15 protein-coding genes and 8 pseudogenes are annotated in these 19,640 nt (G+C 73.7%); 12 read left to right on the top strand and 11 right to left on the bottom strand.

What is annotated here, in order from left to right:
- The first annotated feature begins 66 nt into the window (after positions 1-66).
- Positions 67-825 carry a transcriptional repressor LexA gene (gene lexA / locus KPF47_RS38005; RefSeq protein WP_224393149.1) on the top strand — a complete coding sequence of 253 codons (759 nt, stop codon included), beginning with the start codon at positions 67-69 and terminating at the stop codon, positions 823-825.
- A gap of 48 nt (positions 826-873) precedes the next feature.
- Here lexA and KPF47_RS38000 read toward each other — a convergent pair whose 3' ends face one another.
- The 7 genes and pseudogenes from KPF47_RS38000 to KPF47_RS37970 form a co-directional block, all read right to left on the bottom strand.
- Positions 874-1,908: a hypothetical protein gene (locus KPF47_RS38000; RefSeq protein ID WP_224393148.1), complete on the bottom strand. Its 1,035-nt coding sequence runs from the start codon at positions 1,906-1,908 to the stop codon at positions 874-876.
- 86 nt (positions 1,909-1,994) lie between these two features.
- On the bottom strand, positions 1,995-3,485 hold the full coding sequence (gene hflX / locus KPF47_RS37995; protein ID WP_374108956.1) for a GTPase HflX: 1,491 nt from the start codon (positions 3,483-3,485) through the stop codon (positions 1,995-1,997).
- A gap of 55 nt (positions 3,486-3,540) precedes the next feature.
- Entirely contained in the window at positions 3,541-3,948 is a 408-nt protein-coding gene (locus tag KPF47_RS41355) for a hypothetical protein (protein ID WP_374108955.1), read from the bottom strand.
- A 353-nt stretch (positions 3,949-4,301) separates the two neighbouring features.
- The gene (locus KPF47_RS37985; protein ID WP_374108954.1) at positions 4,302-4,790 is read right to left on the bottom strand and encodes a hypothetical protein; all 489 of its coding nucleotides are present in this window, start codon (positions 4,788-4,790) and stop codon (positions 4,302-4,304) included.
- Entirely contained in the window at positions 4,787-5,353 is a 567-nt protein-coding gene (locus tag KPF47_RS37980; protein ID WP_224393146.1) for an amino acid ABC transporter permease, read from the bottom strand. Before KPF47_RS37980 ends, KPF47_RS37985 begins: the two co-directional genes overlap by 4 nt.
- A 71-nt stretch (positions 5,354-5,424) precedes the next feature.
- Positions 5,425-6,309 carry a glutamate ABC transporter substrate-binding protein gene (locus tag KPF47_RS37975; protein ID WP_224393145.1) on the bottom strand — a complete coding sequence of 295 codons (885 nt, stop codon included), beginning with the start codon at positions 6,307-6,309 and terminating at the stop codon, positions 5,425-5,427.
- An 84-nt stretch (positions 6,310-6,393) separates the two neighbouring features.
- Positions 6,394-7,124: pseudogene (locus tag KPF47_RS37970) on the bottom strand (amino acid ABC transporter ATP-binding protein).
- A gap of 133 nt (positions 7,125-7,257) precedes the next feature.
- Here KPF47_RS37970 and KPF47_RS37965 point away from each other — a divergent pair.
- A pseudogene (locus KPF47_RS37965) lies at positions 7,258-7,940 on the top strand (response regulator transcription factor).
- A 374-nt stretch (positions 7,941-8,314) separates the two neighbouring features.
- Here the strand turns inward: KPF47_RS37965 and KPF47_RS40695 are convergent.
- The gene (locus KPF47_RS40695; protein WP_308015602.1) at positions 8,315-8,671 is read right to left on the bottom strand and encodes a hypothetical protein; all 357 of its coding nucleotides are present in this window, start codon (positions 8,669-8,671) and stop codon (positions 8,315-8,317) included.
- Between the two features lie 56 nt (positions 8,672-8,727).
- On the opposite strand from KPF47_RS40695, the gene KPF47_RS40690 reads away from it, so the two are divergent.
- The 4 genes and pseudogenes from KPF47_RS40690 to KPF47_RS37945 all read left to right on the top strand — a co-directional run bounded on the left by KPF47_RS40690 (position 8,728) and on the right by KPF47_RS37945 (position 10,777).
- On the top strand, positions 8,728-9,414 hold the full coding sequence (locus KPF47_RS40690) for a HAMP domain-containing sensor histidine kinase (protein WP_308015609.1): 687 nt from the start codon (positions 8,728-8,730) through the stop codon (positions 9,412-9,414).
- 15 nt (positions 9,415-9,429) lie between these two features.
- Positions 9,430-9,813 (top strand): annotated as a pseudogene (locus KPF47_RS37955) (MerR family transcriptional regulator); the annotation flags it as partial.
- A pseudogene (locus tag KPF47_RS39645) lies at positions 9,729-10,052 on the top strand (hypothetical protein); the annotation flags it as partial. The pseudogenes KPF47_RS37955 and KPF47_RS39645, both read left to right, overlap by 85 nt.
- A 164-nt stretch (positions 10,053-10,216) precedes the next feature.
- On the top strand, positions 10,217-10,777 hold the full coding sequence (locus tag KPF47_RS37945) for a zinc-binding dehydrogenase (RefSeq protein WP_224393143.1): 561 nt from the start codon (positions 10,217-10,219) through the stop codon (positions 10,775-10,777).
- Here KPF47_RS37945 and KPF47_RS37940 read toward each other — a convergent pair.
- Positions 10,771-11,736, bottom strand: coding sequence for a TAXI family TRAP transporter solute-binding subunit (locus tag KPF47_RS37940; protein WP_224393142.1), 966 nt, complete (start codon positions 11,734-11,736; stop codon positions 10,771-10,773). The two genes, KPF47_RS37945 and KPF47_RS37940, sit on opposite strands and share 7 nt — an antisense overlap.
- Before the next feature lie 103 nt (positions 11,737-11,839).
- Here KPF47_RS37940 and miaB point away from each other — a divergent pair.
- The 3 genes and pseudogenes from miaB (at position 11,840) to KPF47_RS37925 (ending at position 14,694) form a co-directional block, all read left to right on the top strand.
- Positions 11,840-13,305: pseudogene (gene miaB, locus KPF47_RS37935) on the top strand (tRNA (N6-isopentenyl adenosine(37)-C2)-methylthiotransferase MiaB).
- A gap of 213 nt (positions 13,306-13,518) precedes the next feature.
- Positions 13,519-13,749, top strand: coding sequence for a hypothetical protein (locus KPF47_RS37930; protein WP_224393141.1), 231 nt, complete (start codon positions 13,519-13,521; stop codon positions 13,747-13,749).
- Positions 13,750-13,796: 47 nt separating this feature from the next.
- Positions 13,797-14,694: pseudogene (locus KPF47_RS37925) on the top strand (IS5 family transposase).
- 6 nt (positions 14,695-14,700) lie between these two features.
- Here KPF47_RS37925 and KPF47_RS37920 read toward each other — a convergent pair.
- Positions 14,701-16,107 (bottom strand): annotated as a pseudogene (locus KPF47_RS37920) (DUF349 domain-containing protein).
- Between the two features lie 278 nt (positions 16,108-16,385).
- Between KPF47_RS37920 and KPF47_RS37915 the strand changes: the two are divergent.
- The 3 genes and pseudogenes from KPF47_RS37915 to KPF47_RS37905 all read left to right on the top strand — a co-directional run bounded on the left by KPF47_RS37915 (position 16,386) and on the right by KPF47_RS37905 (position 18,844).
- A pseudogene (locus KPF47_RS37915) lies at positions 16,386-17,262 on the top strand (glutamate ABC transporter substrate-binding protein).
- A 71-nt stretch (positions 17,263-17,333) separates the two neighbouring features.
- Positions 17,334-17,981, top strand: coding sequence for an amino acid ABC transporter permease (locus KPF47_RS37910; protein ID WP_224393140.1), 648 nt, complete (start codon positions 17,334-17,336; stop codon positions 17,979-17,981).
- Positions 17,978-18,844 carry an amino acid ABC transporter permease gene (locus KPF47_RS37905; RefSeq protein ID WP_224393139.1) on the top strand — a complete coding sequence of 289 codons (867 nt, stop codon included), beginning with the start codon at positions 17,978-17,980 and terminating at the stop codon, positions 18,842-18,844. The genes KPF47_RS37910 and KPF47_RS37905 overlap by 4 nt, the downstream gene beginning before the upstream one ends.
- Positions 18,845-18,904: 60 nt before the next feature.
- Here KPF47_RS37905 and KPF47_RS37900 read toward each other — a convergent pair whose 3' ends face one another.
- On the bottom strand, positions 18,905-19,630 hold the full coding sequence (locus tag KPF47_RS37900; protein ID WP_224393138.1) for an AAA family ATPase: 726 nt from the start codon (positions 19,628-19,630) through the stop codon (positions 18,905-18,907).
- Positions 19,631-19,640: the final 10 nt, after the last annotated feature.

Genomic DNA, 19,640 nt, shown 5'->3' with positions numbered 1-19,640 from the left:
ATGTTTGGCGAACGGGCACGGGACGGCTAGGGTCGATGCCGTAAGAACCCCGAGGAGGCGAATGCGATGGCAGCGGACGACACCGGACACGGTGGTCCCGGCGTGACCGGCACCGCCGCGGACCGGGGATCCGCGACGGTCCGGGAGTTCCCCGACCCCGCGGGCGACACCCGCGGCCTGACCCCGCGGCAGAAAAAGGTCCTGGCCGTGATCCGGGACTGGGTGGACCGCTACGGCTACCCGCCCAGCGTCCGCGAGATCGGCGACGCTGTGGGCCTCACCTCCACCTCGTCGGTGCACCATCAGCTCCGCACGCTGGAGCGCAAGGGCTTCCTCCGGCGCGACCCGAACCGCACCCGTGCGGTCGACGTCCGCAGCCCGGAGCAGATCGCCGGGACCGACGGTGCCGACACCGACGCCGACACCGCCGACCTGCGCTCCGCGCGGCCCGCCCCGGCGTTCGTGCCGCTGCTCGGCGACATCGCCGCCGGTGGACCGATCCTGGCCGAGCAGGCCGTGCAGGACGTGTTCCCGCTGCCGCGCGAGATCGTCGGCGAGGGCACCCTGTTCCTGCTCAACGTCAAGGGCGACTCGATGGTCGACGCCGCGATCACCGACGGCGACTGGGTCGTCGTGCGCCAGCAGCCGGTGGCCGAGCAGGGCGAGGTCGTGGCCGCGATGATCGACGGCGAGGCGACGGTGAAGACCTTCCGCCGCAAGGACGGGCACATCTGGCTGATGCCCGCGAACGACGCCTACGACCCGATCCCGGGCGACGACGCATCGATCCTCGGTCGGGTCGTGGCGGTCCTGCGCCGACTCTGAGCCGTCCCCCGAGTCGTCTCCAGGTCCGGATACGCCGCTGTCCCGCCGTCAGCGGGACCGGCGGCGTCGTCCGTGCAGGGCCATCGCCACCGCCCCGGCCAGCAGGAGCACGCCGACCGCCGCGGCCCCGCCCACCGCCGGCAGCCACGACGGGTAGCTGCGGTACTCCGGGACCTCGGCCGGCTGCGCCACGACCGGAGCCTGCGGTGCGGTCGCCGCGCCGACCGCACCCGGGACGACCGTGATCGCCGCCGCGGTCGGGCCGCGTGCCTCACTGCCGGAGTGCAGCGCGCCCCGGCCGTCCGGGGCGATCGCCTCGCCCTGGGCCTCGTCCGGCAGCGGCACCGGCAGCGGTGCCCGGCCCAGCGCCGCGACTAGCGTGTCGGCCGTCGCCGGGACGCCGGGCGGCAGCGGGAACACCCACGCGTCGGTGTAGGTCCGCAGCACGCCCGCCTGCCCGCCGGCGGCTCCGGCCGGCGAGACCCCGCCCCCGGTGACGGTGCGCGACCCGGCGGCCCCGAGCGGACCCCCACCGGTGCCCGACCAGGGCAGCACCACCTGTCCGACCCGCTCCAGCGGTACCGAGGCGGTGTAGTCCCCGCCGTCGTGCAGTGGTCGGGCGGGCCGGTACACCCCGGCGGCCCCGGTGGTCTTGTCGACCAGCAGCGGCACGCCGTCGTCGCCGACCAGCAGTGCCTCGACGTCACGCGGGCCGTCGGGGTAGGCCAGGTCGTGCACCCGCGGCGGACCGGCGGGAGGCAGTACGACGAGACGGACCGAGGCGCGCTGCGCCCCGTTGTCCCCGGTGTCGGCGAGCCACAGCTCCCCGCCCGGTCCGAGCCCGAGGTCCTCGACGTCGGTGACCGGTACGTCGGCCGACCGGGTCCCGGTCACGGCGCAGCCGGCCGGGTCCAGGGTGAAGGTCCGCGCGGTCCCGCCCCCGTCGACGATGGCGTGGTAGCGCTGCGGGGCACCACCGGGCGGACCCTCGACGACCAGCCCGGACAGCTCGGCCAGCCGAGGATCGCCGACCGTGCAGACCGGCTGCGCCCCGGGCGGTGGTGCGGCCGCGCCGGTGAGCACACCGACCAGGCAGAGGACCGTGGCCGACCGACCGACGACGCCCCCGGCTCCCGGTGGCCCGCTCAGCAGCCCGGTCGGCGTACCACTCAGTGGCCGGCCGCCGTCGCCGGCAGGTCGGTGCCCGCCCCGTCGGTCGCGGCCGATCCCGCCACCGCGAACGGCAGCACCGCGGTGCCCAGCTCCGGCTTCACCCGCGCCCGGATCCGGGTGCCCTCGGGGGTGTGCTCCTCGGTGAGGATCTCGCCGTCGTCGTGCAGCCGGGCGACCAGCGCACCCTCGGTGTAGGGCAGCAGCAGGTCGACCTCGTACTCCGGACGCGGCAGCCGCTCGGCGATGCACTCGCGGAGCCGCTCGATCCCGGTACCGCTGTGCGCCGAGACGAACACCGCGTCCGGCTGGGCGTGCCGCAGCCGGGCCAGCGCGAGCTCACCGGCCGCGTCGGTCTTGTTGATCACGAGCAGCTCGGGCGGCATCGTGTCGCCCGAGGCCTCCCCGATCTCGACGAGCACCTGGCGGACCGCGGCGATCTGGTCGTCGGGCAACGGGGCGGACCCGTCGACGACGTGCACCAGGAGGTCGGCGCGCGCGGCCTCCTCCAGCGTCGAACGGAACGCCTCGACGAGCTGGTGCGGCAGGTGCCGGACGAACCCGACCGTGTCGGTGAGGGTGTAGTCGTGCCCGTCGGGGGTCTCGGCCTTCCGGGTGGTCGGGTCCAGCGTCGCGAACAGCGCGTCCTGGACCAGTACGCCGGCGTCGGCGAGCTGGTTCAGCAGGCTGGACTTGCCCGCGTTGGTGTAGCCGACGATCGCGACCGAGGGGATCTCGTTGCGGCGTCGGCTGCCGCGCTGGGTCTCGCGGACCTGGCGCATGGAGGCGATCTCGCGGCGCAGCTTCGACATCCGGGCGCGGATCCGCCGCCGATCCAGCTCGATCTTCGTCTCACCGGGGCCACGACCACCGATACCGACACCCCCCGCGGCCCGGCCACCGACCTGCCGGGACAGCGCCTCACCCCAGCCGCGCAGCCGCGGCAGCAGGTAGGACAGCTGCGCGAGCTCGACCTGGGCCTTGCCGTCCCGGGAGCGGGCGTGCTGGGCGAAGATGTCGAGGATCAGCGCGGTCCGGTCGATGACCTTGACCTTGAGCCGCTCCTCCAGCTGGCGGAGCTGGCCGGGCGACAGCTCGCCGTCGCAGATCACGGTGTCGGCGCCGGTGGCGCGGACGGTCCCGAGCAGTTCCTCCACCTTGCCGGAGCCGATGAAGGTGGCCGGGTCCGGGCTGGAGCGGCGCTGCACGAGCCCGTCCATCACCTCCGAGCCCGCGGTCTCGGCGAGGCGGGCCAGCTCGGTCATCGAGTTCTCGGCCTGTTCGGCCGTCCCCTCGGTCCAGACCCCGACCAGCACGACCCGCTCCAGCTGGAGCCTGCGGTACTCGACCTCGGTGATGTCGGTGAGCTCGGTGGACAGCCCGTGGATGCGGCGCAGCGACGAGCGCTCCTCCAGGTCGAGCTCGCCACCCGTCGGAACCGGGTTCGACGTGGAGGGGGTCACGGAGGGGTGCGTGTGGGCATCAGTCATCTTGCCCTCCATCCTCCCACGTCGCGGGGCCCGTGTCCGCCCGGATTCGGGACGCTCAGGCGGGCGCGTCCCACCAGGCGCGGTCCAGCTCCCCGGACGCGAGCAGCACCGCCGGCCCGTGCAACGTCGTGGGCCCGGTGCGCTCGGCGGTGCCGGCCTCCACCGTCACCCGCAACAGGCCGCCCGGCACGGTGACCCGCACGTCGCCCGCGTCGTGCCCGGCGCGCCGCAGCGCCGCGACGGCGGCGGCGACGGTCCCGGTCCCGCACGAGCGGGTCTCCCCCACGCCGCGCTCGTGCACCCGCATCCGGATGTGTCCGCCGTCGGCGGGTCCGTCCAGCGGGGTCAGGAACTCCACGTTCACCCCGTCGGGGAACAGCGCCGGGTCGAACGCCGGCGCCCGGGTCAGGTCGAGGGTGTCCGGGTCGGCAGCGACGACGCAGGCCAGGTGCGGGTTGCCCACGTCGAGGGCGATGCCGTCGAAGCGTGCGGCTCCGCTGGTCGATGACCGACCCGAGCCGACCGCCGACCGTCCGGCCCGACCGTCGTGTCGAGCCGGCCCGTGCCGTCGTGTCGAGCACCAGCCGTTGCGGGTGCAGGACCGGCGAACACCCGTGGCCGTTGCCGCGCTCGAGTGCGTCGGCGTTGCACCCGCCCGTTGCCGCTCGACGGCGAGCGACCGGCTCGGCCACGCCGGGCTCCCCGACCAGCTTCGCCCAGCGCACGACCCTCAGCACCCCGTCCGCCCCGAGACCGCGGCGACGGTCGCACAGCGCGGCGACGCGGGCCGGGGCGAGGTCGAGCGCGGCATCCGGGTCAGGCACGACGAAGTCGTTCTGCGTCCCGTGGCCCTTGCTGAACGCGATACCGCCGGTCATGCCACCAGCCTACGAGCGAGCACACCACGCGCGGCGGCCACCAGGCCGGGTCGGCGCCGTCGAGCCAGTGGATGCGGCGGTCGCGCCGGAACCAGGAGCGCTGGCGGCGCACGAACCGCCGGGTCGCGCGGACCGTCTCCGCACGGACACCCGCGACGTCGGGGTCGTCGGGATCGCGCCCGAGGGCCTCGATCACCTGCCGGTAGCCCAGCGCGCGGGAGGCGGTGCGGCCGTCGGCGAGGCCGCGCGGGAGCAGGGCACGGGTCTCGGCGACCAGGCCGTCGTCGAGCATCCGGTCCACCCGCAACGCGATCCGTTCGTCGAGCTCGGCGACGTCGCGGTCCACGCCCAGCAGCACGGCGTCGTAGCGGGGCGCCCCGGCGCCGGGCAGCGTCGCCCGGAAGGGCCTGCCGGTCAGCGCGATCACCTCGAGCGCCCGACGAGCACGTTGTAGCCGCGCTCGGACAGGTTCTGGTAGATGCCGCCGGCCTGGAACACCGAGAATCCGGACGCGATCGTGGTGTTCTTCAGCAGCGCGATCTGGATGTTCGTCATCGGCGGGACGGTGGCGCGCACCGCCTGCGGCAGCACCACCTGGCCGAGGGTCTGGGTGAAGGTGAAGCCCAGCGCCCGCGAGGCCTCGGCCTGGCCGACCGGGACCGTGTTGATGCCCGACCGCACGACCTCGCACACGAAGGCGGCCGTGTAGAGGATCAGACCGACGCTCGCCAGTGCGAAGAAGCTGAGCTGCACGAGCTCCAGCCGTGGGTAGGCGAACGCGAAGAAGAACAGCACCAGCGTCAGCGGGGTGTTCCGCAGGATGGTCACGTAGCCGGTGCCGAAGGCACGCAGCGCCGGGACGGGGCTGACCCGCATGCCCGCCACCAGGGTGCCGAGCAGCAACGACCCGATCGCCGCGACGACGAAGAGTCCGATCGTGCCGGCGAATCCGCCGATGTAGAGGTCGAGGTTGTCGAGCAGGACGTCCACCGGGCGGCTCTCCTTTCTCCAGGACCCGGCGCGGCGGTGGACGAGCACCGCCGCGCCGGGCCGCGGGCCGGTCAGTAGCGCTCGATGGCGGGCGGCTCGGCCGGGGTGCCCGACTTGCCCAGGGTGCCGTCGTAGATGGTCTTCCAGGTGCCGTCGTCGTACGCGGCCTGCAGCAGGTCGTTGACCTTGTTCCGCAGTGCGGTGTCGTCCTTGGGCAGGCCGATGCCGTAGGGCTCGTCGGAGAACTTCTCGCCGACGACCTTGAGCTGCTCCGGGTTCTGCGCGGCGTAGCCGAGCAGGATCGCGTCGTCGGTGGTGACGGCGTCGACCTGGTTGTTGATCAGCTGGTCGACGCACTGGGAGTAGGTCTGGAACTCGACGATCTGGTCGGTCAGATTCTGCTTCTGCACGTTCTGGATCGGCGTGGAGCCCGAGACCGAGCAGACCCGCTTGCCCTGCAGGGTCTGCGGTCCGGTGATCGTGTCGTCGTCGGAGCGCACGAGCAGGCTCTGGCCCGCCACGTAGTACGGACCGGCGAACCCGACGCGCTGCTTGCGGTTGTCGTTGATCGTGTAGGTGCCGACGTAGTAGTCGACGTCGCCGCGCTCGATGTTGTCCTCGCGCGCCGCCGACGGGATGACCTTGAAGTCGATCTGCTCGGGGGAGAAGCCGAGGCCACCGGCCACCATCCGGGCGATGTCGACGTCGAACCCGGAGAACTCGTTGGTGGTGGCGTCGCGGAAGCCCAGGTTGGGCTGGTCGTCCTTGACCCCGACGACGACGCGGCCGCGCTGCTTCATCGTGTCGAAGGTCGGGGAGCCCTCGACGGTCACGTTCTCCGCGACGGTCGGCTGGTAGCCCGAGCCCTCGGCGCCGGGGGCGCCCTCGCGGCCGCAGCCGGCCAGGGCGAGGGTGGCGGCCAGGGCGGCTGCCACCAGGATGCGGGTTCTCTTCACGGTTCGCTCCGCTCGGTCGGGGTGTGGGTGGTGGGGCACGGTCACGGGTGGGCAGGCTGCCGGGGGCCGCCGGCCCGCAGGTCGTCAGTGCGACAGGATCTTGCCGAGGAAGTCCTTGGCACGGTCGCTGCGTGGCGCGGTGAAGAACTCGTCCGGGGAGGCGTCCTCGACGATCTCGCCGTCGCTCATGAACACCACGCGGTGCGCGGCCCGGCGGGCGAAGCCCATCTCGTGGGTCACGACGACCATCGTCATGCCCTCCTTGGCCAGCGAGGTCATGGTGTCGAGCACCTCGTTGACCATCTCCGGGTCCAGCGCCGAGGTGGGCTCGTCGAACAGCATCACCTTGGGCTTCATCGCCAGCGCCCGGGCGATCGCCGCCCGCTGCTGCTGGCCGCCCGAGAGCTGCGCCGGGTACTTGTCGCGCTGGTTGGCGATGCCGACCCGCTCCAGCAGGGCCAGCCCGTCCTTCTCCGCCTCGGCCTTGGAGACCCCGCGGACCTTGAGCGGCGCCAGCGTGACGTTCTCCAGGATCGTCTTGTGCGCGAACAGGTTGAACGACTGGAACACCATGCCGACGTCGGCGCGCAGCGCCGCCAGCGCCTTGCCCTCCGCGGCGAGAGTGGAGTCCCGTCGATCTGGATCGTGCCGGTGTCGACCGGCTCCAGCCGGTTGATCGTGCGGCAGAGTGTGGACTTGCCGGAACCGGAGGGGCCGAGGACGACGACGACCTCCCCTCGTGCCACGTCGAGATCGATGTCGCGCAGCACGTGGAGGTCGCCGAAGTGCTTCTGCACCCCGGACATCCGCACCATGGGTGTGCTGGACGCGGGCGGGCTGGTCATGCTGCCTCCGGACATGGCGAGAGCCTGGACGGAACGGACATGCGAGTCCATCACCTTGAGGAACGCTTAGGGTCTCGGCGACGTAACGGAAAGGGCTGCACGGGTGCACATCCTGCTGATCGAGGACGACGACAGGGTCGCCGCCGCGCTGCGCCCGGCGCTGCACCGGCACGGGATGACCACGACCCGTCTGGACCACGGCCGCGGCGCCGTCGACCACCTCGACGGCGTCGACGTCGTGCTGCTCGACCTGGGCCTGCCCGACGCGGACGGACTCGACGTGTGCCGCGCGATCCGCGCCGTCTCCGAGGTCCCGGTACTCATGGTGACCGCCCGCGGCGAGGTCACCGACCGCATCGCCGGGCTGCACACCGCGCCGACGACTACCTGGTCAAGCCCTACGACATCGGTGAGCTCGTGGCCCGGGTGCACGCGGTGCAGCGGCGCCGCAGGATCGGCGACGACGGCACGGTCGTCCCGGCCGGATCGGCACCGGTGACCGTCGGCGACGTCCGCGTCGATCCCGAGCGGCACGAGGTCACCGTGGCCGGAGAACAGGTGGTGCTGACCCGCAAGGAGTTCCAGGTGCTGTCGCTGCTCGTCCGCGCCGACGGCGCCGTCTGCACCCGTGCCCAGATCGTCGCCGAGGTGTGGGGGCGCGGCTGGGCCGGGGCGAACCGCACCCTCGACGTGCACGTGGCGACGCTGCGGACCAAGCTCGGCCGCCCCGAGCTGGTGCGCACCGTCCGCGGCGTCGGGTACCGCTTCGCCGCCACCGAGGACTGAGCGGTGCGCAGCCGGCTGCTGCTGGTCGTGCTGGTGCTCGTCGGGCTGCTCGCCGCCGGGCTGGGCGTCCCGCTGGCCTGGACCACCGCCCAGCGCGCCCAGGAGGAGGTCTTCACCGACCGGCTCACCGACACGATCTCGTTCGCCTCCACCGCGCAGCGTCCGCTGATCGAGGCGCCCGCCGGCAGCTCCGCGCTCACCACGTTCAGCGACGAGATCACCCGCTACGACGAGGTGTACGGGGTCGCCGTGCTCGTCCTCGACCGCGCCGGCGCGACACTGACCGCGTCCCGGCCGCCCGACCGGCTGCCCGAGCTGGGCGAGTACGCCTCCGAGCGGACCGCGGTCGCGCTCGCCGGTCGCCGCTCGTCGACCTACCCGCTGCTGATGCCGTGGGACGCCCGGCCGCTGGTGCTGGCCGAGCCGGTGCTCGTCGACGGCGAGGTCGTCGGCGCGGTGGTGACGGTGTCCCCGACCGATGCGCTGCGGGCCGAGGCGGTGCGCACCTGGTCGCTGATCGCCGGGGCCGCGGTGTTCGCGCTGCTCGCCGGGACCCTGGTCGCGCTGCCGCTCACGGCGTGGGTGCTGCGCCCGGTCCGCCGGCTCGACGAGGCGATGGGCCGGGTCGGGACGGCCGTCGTCGCCGGGGTGCCGCCCGGTCCGCCGTCGCGGCGCAGCGGCCCGCCGGAGCTGCGCTCGCTGGCCGGGTCGTTCGACCGGATGACCGACACGGTGCGCGAGGCGCTCGCCGCCCAGCGCGCGTTTCGTCGCCGACGCCTCCCACCAGCTGCGCAACCCGCTGACCGCGCTGCGCCTGCGACTGTCCAACCTCGACGGCCACGTCGACCCGGCCGCCTCCGACGACCACCTCGCGGCGATGGAGGAGGCCGAGCGGCTGTCCCGGGTGCTCGACGGCCTGCTCGCGCTGGCCCGCGCCGAGCGGGCGGTCGAGGACGCGGGCGACGCCGAGGACACCGACCTCGACGTCGTCATCGCCGAACGGGTGGACAACTGGCGCCCGCTCGCCGAGCACTCCGGGATCGAGCTGCGCCGCAGCGGTCCGCACGGCCTGCACGGCCTGATCGGCGAGCCGGCGCTGGAGTCGGTGCTCGACGCCCTGCTGGACAACGCGCTCAAGTACACCCCGGCGGGGCGACGGGTGCGGGTCGCGACGCTGCGGACCGCGGACCGGATCGGGGTCAGCGTGGTCGACGGCGGCCCGGGCCTCGCGCGGGAGGACCGGGCGCGGGCCACGGACCGGTTCTGGCGGGCGCCGGGACAGACCAACGTCGAGGGCAGCGGGCTGGGCCTGGCCATCGCGGTGCGGACCGCGGCCGCGGCCGGAGGGAGCCTGCAGCTGGGCGACGCCCCGGGTGGCGGGCTGCGGGTCACACTGTGGCTGCGGCCCGCGCCCTCCGCGGTGCCCTCCCCGCCGCCGGCGGCCCCCGACCCGGAGAGGACGCATGACCGATGAGGATCGGCACGTACCGGTGTGAGTGCGCGCATGCTGCGCTACTACGAGGAGCAGGGTCTGCTCGCCCCGGCCCGCGGCAGCGGCGGTCAGCGGGAGTACGGGATGCCGGATGCCGACCGCGTCACCCTGGTGCGCACGTTGTTCGACGCCGGCCTGTCGAGCGGCACGATCGCCCGCGTGCTGCCGTGCGTGGACGTCCCGGGCCCGGGGACCGCCGAGGACGCCTTCGCGACGATGTCGCAGGAGCGGGACCGGCTGCGCGAGGTGATGCGGAGCCTCGGGACCGCCGTCGACGCCCTGGAGCGTCTGATGGAGTGCAACAGCGAGTATCGGGCCGCGCTCGCCGCCGAGGGTCCGGCCCGGCCGGCCGTGACCCGGGACACGATCACTGGAACCTGACATCGGTGGCAGGTCCTAGCGTGCGGGGTGTGGTCAACGCATACGGGTACCGCGCCTTCGGCGGCCCCGACGTCCAGGAGTTCCTCACCCGTCCCGCCCCCGTGCCGGATGCGCACGAGATCGCGCTCGCCGTCGCCGTCGCGGGGGTCAACCCCCTCGACCACGTCCTGCGCGCCGGAGGGGTGCCGGCGATCAACGGGAACGCCCCGTTCCCGCAGGTCCTGGGGATGGAGGCCGCGGGAGTCGTCACGGCGGTCGGGAGCGCCGTGACGGGCCTCGCCGTCGGGGACAGGGCGTTCGGGTTCGCCCTCACCGGGCCGGGACCTACGCCACCGACACGCTGCTGCTGGGGTCGGCCGCGGCCCGGACGCCGGACGCGCTGTCCGACGAGTGGGCGGCCACCGTGCCGGTCGCCGGGACCACCGCGCTCGACGTCGTCGACCAGCTCGCCCTGCCGCGCGGTGCCCGTCTGCTCGTCAACGGGATCGGCGGGGGCGTGGGGCTGGCCCTCGCGCAGCTGGCCCGCGCCGGCGGGCTCGAGGTCGTCGGGACCGCGGGCGGGGCCAAGCGCGACGTCGTCGCCGGGACCGGGGCGACGTTCGTGGACCACCGCACGCCCGGTGTGGTCGACCGGCTGCGGGGGTTCGCCCCCGACGGGTTCGACGGCGTCGTGGACCTGGTGGGCGGGGCCTCACTGCGCGCCGTCGCACCGCTGGCCGCCGCGCCGCGGGCGGTGGTCTCGGTCGGGGACCCCACGGTCGGCGAGGTCGGCGGCGTCGGCGTGGCGCGCCGCACCGACCGCCGGACCCTGGAGCGGGTCGCGGCGCTGATGGTGCAGGGCGTGCTCGATCCGCACGTCACGGCGGTGTACCCGTTCGAGCAGGCGGCCCGGGCGCTGGCGCGGGTGGAGGACGGGCACGCGACGGGGAAGACGGTGCTCGACCTGTCCGCGCGGGGTCAGTAGCCCTTCGTGGCCCGGTAGAAGGCGACGGCGCCGTCGTGCAGCGGGATCGGCTGGGTGCCGATCGCCGAGCGCGAGTCGACGGTCACCGCCGCCGGGCTGGCCTGGGCCAGCCGGGGCTGCTCGTCGAAGGCCGCCCGGATCAGGGCGCGTGCCAGGTCGGCGTCCATCCCCTCGGTGACCAGCAGCGCGTTGCGCACCGACAGGCACGACACCGGACCCGGGAGTCCGTAGGTGTTCGCCGGGACCGTGGCCACCGAGTAGACGGGGTACCGCTCGCGCATCCCGTCGAGGGCGCCGCCGAGCTCGAGCAGCCGGATCGGGACCCGGGCCGCCAGCTCCCGGACACCGTCGGTGGGCACCCCGCCGGACCAGAAGAACGCGTCGAGACGGTCCTCGACCAGCGCCGCCCCGGCGTCCGGCAACCCCAGCTCGGCCCGGGTGCCCAGACCCGCCACGCCGATCCCGGCGACGTCGAGCAGCCGGACCGCGATCGGCTGGTAGCCGCTGCCGCCCGGACCGATGGACACCCGTCGTCCGCGCAGGTCGGCGATGCTGCGCAGGTCCGAGTCGGCGCGCACGACGATGTGGGTGACGTCGTCGTAGAGCCGGGCCAGGGCGCGTGGCTCGGTCGGTCCGGTCACCCGGGCGGCGGCGTCGGCGGCCACGTCGACCTGGCTGATCGCGACCGCGGCCCGTCCGTCGGTCAGCAGTTCCATGTTCTGCGCGCTGCCCGCGGTCTCCAGCACCCGGGGGGCCGCGGGGAGCCCGAGGCGCCCGTACCAGATCTCCGACAGCGTGCGCGCGAGGTTGATGTACACCCCCGGCTGCACCCCGCCCGCGATCACCAGTGGCTCGGTGGGCCGCGGGCCGGTGCAGCCCGGGAGCACCGCCCCCGCACCCAGCACGACGCCTGCACCCAGCAGGGCGCGCCGCGTCAGCGGGGGACCGGACCGGTGCATCGGGCCATCATCCCCGACGGCCCCGTCCCGGCGTCGCCGCACCGGGGCGCCTACCCTCGGGTGTGTGAGCCGCAGCTACACCGTGCGCACCTACGGGTGCCAGATGAACGTGCACGACTCGGAACGGATGGCGGGTCTGCTGGAGGACGCCGGGTACTCCCGCGCCGAGGACCCCGACACCGCCGACGTCGTCGTGTTCAACACCTGCGCGGTGCGTGAGAACGCGGACAACAAGCTCTACGGCAACCTCGGGCACCTGCGCCCGCGCAAGGTCGCGGACCCGGACGTGCAGATCGCCGTCGGTGGCTGCCTCGCCCAGAAGGACCGCGACACGATCACCCGGCGGGCCCCGTGGGTGGACGTCGTGTTCGGCACGCACAACGTGCACGCCCTGCCGACCCTGCTGGAGCGGGCCCGGCACAACGGCGAGGCGCAGGTCGAGATCGCCGAGGCGCTCGAGGTGTTCCCCTCGACGCTGCCCGCCCGCCGCGACTCCGCCTACGCCGGCTGGGTGTCGATCTCGGTCGGCTGCAACAACACCTGCACGTTCTGCATCGTGCCGTCGCTGCGCGGCAAGGAACGCGACCGGCGCCCCGGCGACGTGCTCGCCGAGGTGTCGGCGCTCGCCGCGGACGGTGTGCTCGAGGTGACCCTGCTCGGGCAGAACGTCAACGCCTACGGCTCGGGCTTCTCCGAGGGCCCGGCGGACCGGTCGGCCTTCGCCGGGCTCCTGCGGGCCTGTGGTGGGGTCGAGGGCCTGGAGCGGGTACGCTTCACCAGCCCGCACCCGCGCGACTTCACCTCCGACGTGATCGCTGCGATGGCGCAGACGCCGAACGTGTGCCCGCAGCTGCACATGCCGCTGCAGTCCGGCTCGGACGACGTGCTGCGCCGGATGCGGCGCTCGTACCGTTCCTCGCGGTTCCTGTCGATCATCGACGAGGTGCGGGAGTCGATCCCGCACGCGGCGATCACCACCGACATCATCGTCGGCTTCCCCGGCGAGACCGAGCAGGACTTCCAGGACACCCTCGACGTCGTCGAGCGGGCCCGCTTCGCCGCGGCGTTCACCTTCCAGTACTCGAAGCGTCCCGGCACGCCCGCCGCGGACCTGCCCGACCAGTTGCCCAAGGCCGTGGTGCAGGAGCGCTACGAGCGCCTCGTCGCGCTGCAGGAGCGGATCTCCTGGGAGGAGAACCGCAGGCAGGAGGGCACCGAGGTCGAGCTGCTGGTGTCCAGCGGCGAGGGTCGCAAGGACGCGGCGACCGCCCGGCTCACCGGCCGCGCCCGGGACGGCCGGCTCGTGCACTTCGCCCCCGGCGACGCGACCGGCATCCGCCCGGGGACGTCGTCACCGTCCGGGTCGACCGCGGCGCACCGCACCACCTCGTCGCCGACGGCGGCGTGCTCACCCACCGCCGCACCCGCGCCGGCGACGCCGCCGAGGCCGGGGAGCGCCCGTCCGGTGCCCCCACCACGCTGGGGCTGCCCGCGTTCGGGCGCCCGGCGCCCGAGCCGGCGTCCGCCCCGTCGTGCGGCGTCCCCGCCACCACCGGAGGTACCCGATGAGCGACGTGTCCCCGGAGACCCGTGCCGAGATCGAGCAGGCCGGGCACGGCGTCACCCGCCGGATCGATCCCGGGTCCCGCGCCATGCTGATCGCGGTGGCGATCGTCGCCGCCGTCGCCGCGCTGCTGCTGCCGTGGGTGGCGGGCACCCCGGGCTGGCAGGTGCTGGCCTCCGGCACGGCCGGGCCGCTGCCGACCCTGTTTCTCGTTCACGATGACCGGGTTCGCGGTCGTGGTGTCGGCGGCCGCACTGCTGACCCGGCTGTGGGCGGTGGCGTGGCTCGCGGCCTTCGGCTGCGGCATCTCCTCGGTGAACGGGCTCTGGGCGATCTGGTCGCAGCAGACCGGCGCCGGGGCGGGTCCCGGGTTCGGGATGGTCCTCGGCGTGATCGCGGTCGTGCTGCTGACCTTCGTGTGGGCGGGCGCCGCACTGCGGCGCGCCTAGGGCGCGTCTCCTAACCCGGCTGGTCGGGCCTGCGCGATGATCAGTAGGTGTCGCGCCGTGCCGTCCTGACCGATGCCCAGTGGGACCGACTCGAGCCGTTACTGCCCTCGTCGGACGGGATGCCAGGGCGCCCGTTCGCCGATCACCGCAGAGTGATCGAGGGGATCATCTACCGGTTCCGCTGCGGGCTGGCCTGGCGTGATGTCCCGGTCGAGTTCGGGCTGTGGCAGACCCTATGGAAACGCCACCGCCGCTACTGCGGTGACGGCACCTGGGACCAGGTTCTCGCAGCTCTGCTCGCCGATGCCGACTCCGCCGGTCTCGTGGACTGGGCCGTGTCGGTCGACTCGACGATCATCCGCGCTCACCAACACGCCGCGACCCTGCAGCGGGACACAGGGGGCCGGATCGAACTACAAGAATCTGCTGATCGAGCCGCCCGATCACGCGTTGGGCCGCTCCCGCGGAGGGCTCGGCACGGAGATCCACCAGCTCGTTGACGGACACGGCCGCCCGCTGGTCGTACTGGTCGGCCCTGGCCAGGCCGGTGACGCCCCGATGTTCGCGCACCTGATGTCACATCTGAGCGTCGGACGGGTCGGTCCGGGCCGGCCGCGGACCCGGCCCGAGCGGGTCCGCGCAGATAAGGCCTACTCCTCACGCGCCATCCGCGCCCACCTGCGCGGACGACGGATCGTCGCGGTCATCCCGGAGCCGGCTGACCAGCAGGGACACCGGAAACGACGCGGCACACGCGGCGGTCGACCACCGGCGTTCGACCGGGTCGACTACCGCGGCCGCAACGTCGTCGAACGCGGGTTCTGCGAGGTCAAGCAGTGGCGCGGCCTCGCGACCCGCTACGACAAACTCGCCCTGACCTACCGCGGCGGAGTTGCACTGAAGGCCATCGTCACCTGGTTGCGCACTTTAGGAGACACGCCCTAGCCCTGCCTACCGCTCGTCGACCGCCTGCTCGGCCGCGGTCAGCCACTCCCGCCACTGCGCGGCCTGGGCGCGGGCCTGCTCGGCCCGCCTGCGGTCACCGGCGGCCTCGGCCTTCTCCGCCTGCGCCTCGAACTGCTCGACCCGCACCCGGAACTGCTCGACGCGGGCCTGGGTCTCGGGATCGGTGCGGCGCCACTGCGCGTCCGCGGCCGCGGCGACCTTGTCCTCGATCCCGCGCAGCCGCCCCTCCAGGGTGCGGATCTCCTCGCGCGGGACCTTGCCGATGGCCTCCCAGCGCTCCTGCACCTCGCGCAGCCGGACCCGCGCGCCGTCCGGGTCGGACAGGTCGATCGTCTCGGCCTCGGCGAGCAGCGCCCGCTTCGCCTCGGCGTTCTCGGCGAACTCGGTGTCCCGGGCGGAGAAGTGCTCCCCACGACGGGCGAAGAAGCGGTCCTGCGCGCCGCGGAAGCGGGCCCACAGCGCGTCGTCGGCCTCGCGGTGGGCACGGCCCGCCGCCTTCCACTCGCTCATCAGGTCCCGGTAGGCGGCCGCCGTCGCGTTCCACTCGTCGGAGTCGGCGATGGCCTCGGCCTGCGCGACGAGCTCCTCCTTGCGGGCCTTCGCGGTGACCCGCTGACGGTCGAGGTCGGCGAAGTGCGATCCGCGCCGCCGGTTGAACGCCTCACGGGCCTTGGAGAAGCGCTTCCACAGCTGCTCGTCGGTCTTCTTGTCGACGCCGCGGACGGTGCGCCACTCGTCGAGGATGGCCTTGAACCGGTCCCCGGCCTGCTTCCACTGGGTGGAGTCGGCCGCCATCTTCTCGGCCTCGACGGCGAGCGCCTCCTTCCGGGCGACGGCGTCGTGCCGGGCGCGCTCGCGCTCCTCCTTCGCCGCGCTGACACCCTGCTCGGCGCGGCCGACCAGTGTGTCGAGCCGCTCCCGCAGGGCGGGCACGTCCCCGACCACGTGCGCGGAGCTGAGACCGTCGCGCAGCGCGTCAGCGCGGTCAGCGACGCCTTCGCGTCCCCGCCGCCGGCGATCCGGGCGGCGAGCACCTCGGTCTCGGTGACCAGCGCGTCGAACCGCTTCGCGTAGTGCTCCAGGCCCTCCGCGGGCGGGCCCGCCTGGTAGGAGCCGACGACCCGCTCACCCTCGGCGGTGACCAGGGTGATCGTCCCGTCGTCGTCGGCGCGGCCCCAGCGGCCCGGGTCGCCGGCCGCCGAGGGCACCGGCGACGACTGGGCGGCCGGTGCGGCCGGCGCGGCCGGTGCGACCACCGCCGGGGTGGGCGCGGGCCGTGCCGCGGGCGGCCCGGGCCGCGGCCCCCGGCCGGGGCGGCCCCGGCTTCGGCGGGGTCGGGCGGGCGGGCTCGGCGCCCTGCCCGGCAGCGTCGGTCGCGTGGGTCTCGGACACCGGTACGTCCTCCTCGTTCGGCCCCGCCGCCCCGGGCGGGCGCCCCGGGGCGGATGTCCGCCGGGGCCGTGCGCGCTCCGGACCCCTCGCGCGGTGCGGGGGCCGGAACGGCGATTCAAGCAGGTCCACCGCCCTCGGGGGAACCGCGTGCCCCCCTGCCGGGTACGGGCGTCGTGCCCGGGCGTCGCTGATTACCCTCGGAACCCGTGCCCGCCGCGATCGCCGTCCTGCCCCAGCCCCCGCCCCACCACCCACACCCCGAGCGAGCGGAGCGAACCGTGAAGAGAACCCGCATCCTGGTGGCAGCCGCCCTGGCCGCCACCCTCGCCCTGGCCGGCTGCGGCCGCGAGGGCGCCCCCGGCGCCGAGGGCTCGGGCTACCAGCCGACCGTCGCGGAGAACGTGACCGTCGAGGGCTCCCCGACCTTCGACACAGCGCGGCCGCGTCGTCGTCGGGGTCAAGGACGACCAGCCCAACCTGGGCTTCCGCGACGCCACCACCAACGAGTTCTCCGGGTTCGACGTCGACATCGCCCGGATGGTGGCCGGTGGCCTCGGCTTCTCCCCCGAGCAGATCGACTTCAAGGTCATCCCGTCGGCGGCGCGCGAGGACAACATCGAGCGCGGCGACGTCGACTACTACGTCGGCACCTACACGATCAACGACAACCGCAAGCAGCGCGTCGGGTTCGCCGGTCCGTACTACGTGGCGGGCCAGAGCCTGCTCGTGCGCTCCGACGACGACACGATCACCGGACCGCAGACCCTGCAGGGCAAGCGGGTCTGCTCGGTCTCGGGCTCCACGCCGATCCAGAACGTGCAGAAGCAGAATCTGACCGACCAGATCGTCGAGTTCCAGACCTACTCCCAGTGCGTCGACCAGCTGATCAACAACCAGGTCGACGCCGTCACCACCGACGACGCGATCCTGCTCGGCTACGCCGCGCAGAACCCGGAGCAGCTCAAGGTCGTCGGCGAGAAGTTCTCCGACGAGCCCTACGGCATCGGCCTGCCCAAGGACGACACCGCACTGCGGAACAAGGTCAACGACCTGCTGCAGGCCGCGTACGACGACGGCACCTGGAAGACCATCTACGACGGCACCCTGGGCAAGTCGGGCACCCCGGCCGAGCCGCCCGCCATCGAGCGCTACTGACCGGCCCGCGGCCCGGCGCGGCGGTGCTCGTCCACCGCCGCGCCGGGTCCTGGAGAAAGGAGAGCCGCCCGGTGGACGTCCTGCTCGACAACCTCGACCTCTACATCGGCGGATTCGCCGGCACGATCGGACTCTTCGTCGTCGCGGCGATCGGGTCGTTGCTGCTCGGCACCCTGGTGGCGGGCATGCGGGTCAGCCCCGTCCCGGCGCTGCGTGCCTTCGGCACCGGCTACGTGACCATCCTGCGGAACACCCCGCTGACGCTGGTGCTGTTCTTCTTCGCGTTCGCCTACCCACGGCTGGAGCTCGTGCAGCTCAGCTTCTTCGCACTGGCGAGCGTCGGTCTGATCCTCTACACGGCCGCCTTCGTGTGCGAGGTCGTGCGGTCGGGCATCAACACGGTCCCGGTCGGCCAGGCCGAGGCCTCGCGGGCGCTGGGCTTCACCTTCACCCAGACCCTCGGCCAGGTGGTGCTGCCGCAGGCGGTGCGCGCCACCGTCCCGCCGATGACGAACATCCAGATCGCGCTGCTGAAGAACACCACGATCGCGTCCGGATTCTCGGTGTTCCAGGCCGGCGGCATCTACCAGAACCTGTCCGAGCGCGGCTACAACGTGCTCGTCGGGCTGCTGTGGGTGGCGCTGATCTTCGTGATCCTGGTGGCCCCGCTGACCTGGATGCAGCGCCGCCTCGACGCCCGCTGGGGGGTGGCCCGATGAGCTCGGTCCTCTACGACATCCCGGGCCCCGCGGCCCGCGCCCGCAACCGCACGATCGGCGTCGTCGGCGTCGTCGTGATCGTCGCGATCCTCGGTTTCGTCCTCTACCGCTTCTGGGCGACCGGCCAGTTCAGCGGCCGCATGTGGGACTGGATCACCTACGAGGCGATCCAGATCCGGATCCTCGAGGCGCTCTGGAACACCGTGCGCGCGTTCGCCGTCGCCGCGGTCCTGTCGCTGGTGTTCGGGGCGCTGTTCGCGGCCGGACGGCTGTCTGACCACGCCTGGATCCGGGTCCCCTGCACGGCGGTGGTGGAGTTCTTCCGGGCCGTCCCGCTGCTGGTCCTGATCTTCATCCTGTACTACGGCCTGTCCCAGGGCGCCGGCATCGAGATCACCGCCTTCTGGGCGGTCGTGCTCGGTCTGATGCTCTACAACGGCTCGGTGCTCGCCGAGGTGTTCCGCGCCGGTGTCGTCGCCGTCCCGCGCGGCCAGGGCGAGGCCGCCTACGCCCTGGGCCTGCGCAAGACCCAGGTGATGTCGTCGGTCCTGCTCCCCCAGGCGGTCCGCTCGATGCTGCCCACGATCCTGTCGCAGCTGGTCGTGGTCCTGAAGGACACCGCGCTCGGGTTCCTCATCCTCTACGAGGAGCTGCTGCTCGTGGCCCGTCAGCTGGGCAGCCAGGTGCAGCTCGGTTCGCCGATCCTGCAGGTCGCGCTGGTCGTCGCCGTCATCTACATCGGGCTGTGCCTGATCCTGACCGGCATCTCGCGGCTGGTGGAGCGACGGCTGGCCCGCGGCTCCCGCAAGGCGCCCGCGCGGGCGGAGCCGGAGCCCGTCCCGACCGGCGGCGCCCCGGTCTGACCCGGCCGGCCCCGGCGCCCGGGCCCGGGAGGACACCCGTCCTCCCGGGCCCGGCGTCGTCTACAGGTGCCGCAGGAAGGCCTCCGGGTCGGCGAGGAAGCCGCGGGTCAGCGCGACCGGGAGCGCCTCGTCGTAGCCGACCCGGCGGACCCCGCCGTCGTCGCCGATCTGCAGGATCGTCGCCCCGGGCAGCGCGAGCAGGATCGGCGAGTGGGTGGCGATGACGAACTGGCTGCCCTGCGCGGTCAGCTCGGTCATCCGGGCGAGCACGGCCAGTGCCCCGGTGACCGACAGGGCCGCCTCCGGCTCGTCGAGCAGGTAGAGCCCGCGGGGGAAGAACCGGTGGGTGAGCAGCGCGACGAACGACTCCCCGTGGGAACGCTCGTGCGGCGACCCGCCGAAAGCGCTCTCCAGCCCCTGACCGATGCGCTCCACCTCGGTCGCCACGTTGTAGTACGACTCCGCACGCAGGAAGAAGCTGGTCCGCTCCCGCCCGGGCCGGCGCGCCGTACGCAGGTGGGAGCCCAGGTCGGACTCGCTGGCCCGCGTCGCGAACCGGAACGACCGCGACCCGCCCTCCGGGTTCAGTCCGAGGGCGACGGCGAGGGCCTCGACCAGGGTGGACTTGCCCGAGCCGTTCTCCCCCACCAGGAACGTCACCCCCGGGTACAGGGCGAGCCCGCCGTGCTCGCGCAGCCACCGCACGACGCCGAGGTCGAACGGGTGCCCCTCGGTGGGTGCGGCCGGGTCCAGGGTCACGCGGGCGACGAAGTGCCCCGCACTCACCGATCCTCCC

This window comes from Pseudonocardia sp. ICBG1293 (genome assembly GCF_020131355.1).
Classification (GTDB): Bacteria; Actinomycetota; Actinomycetes; order Mycobacteriales; family Pseudonocardiaceae; genus Pseudonocardia.
Note: the sequence above shows the minus strand (reverse complement) of the source record. Positions and strands in the feature narration are given on the sequence as shown.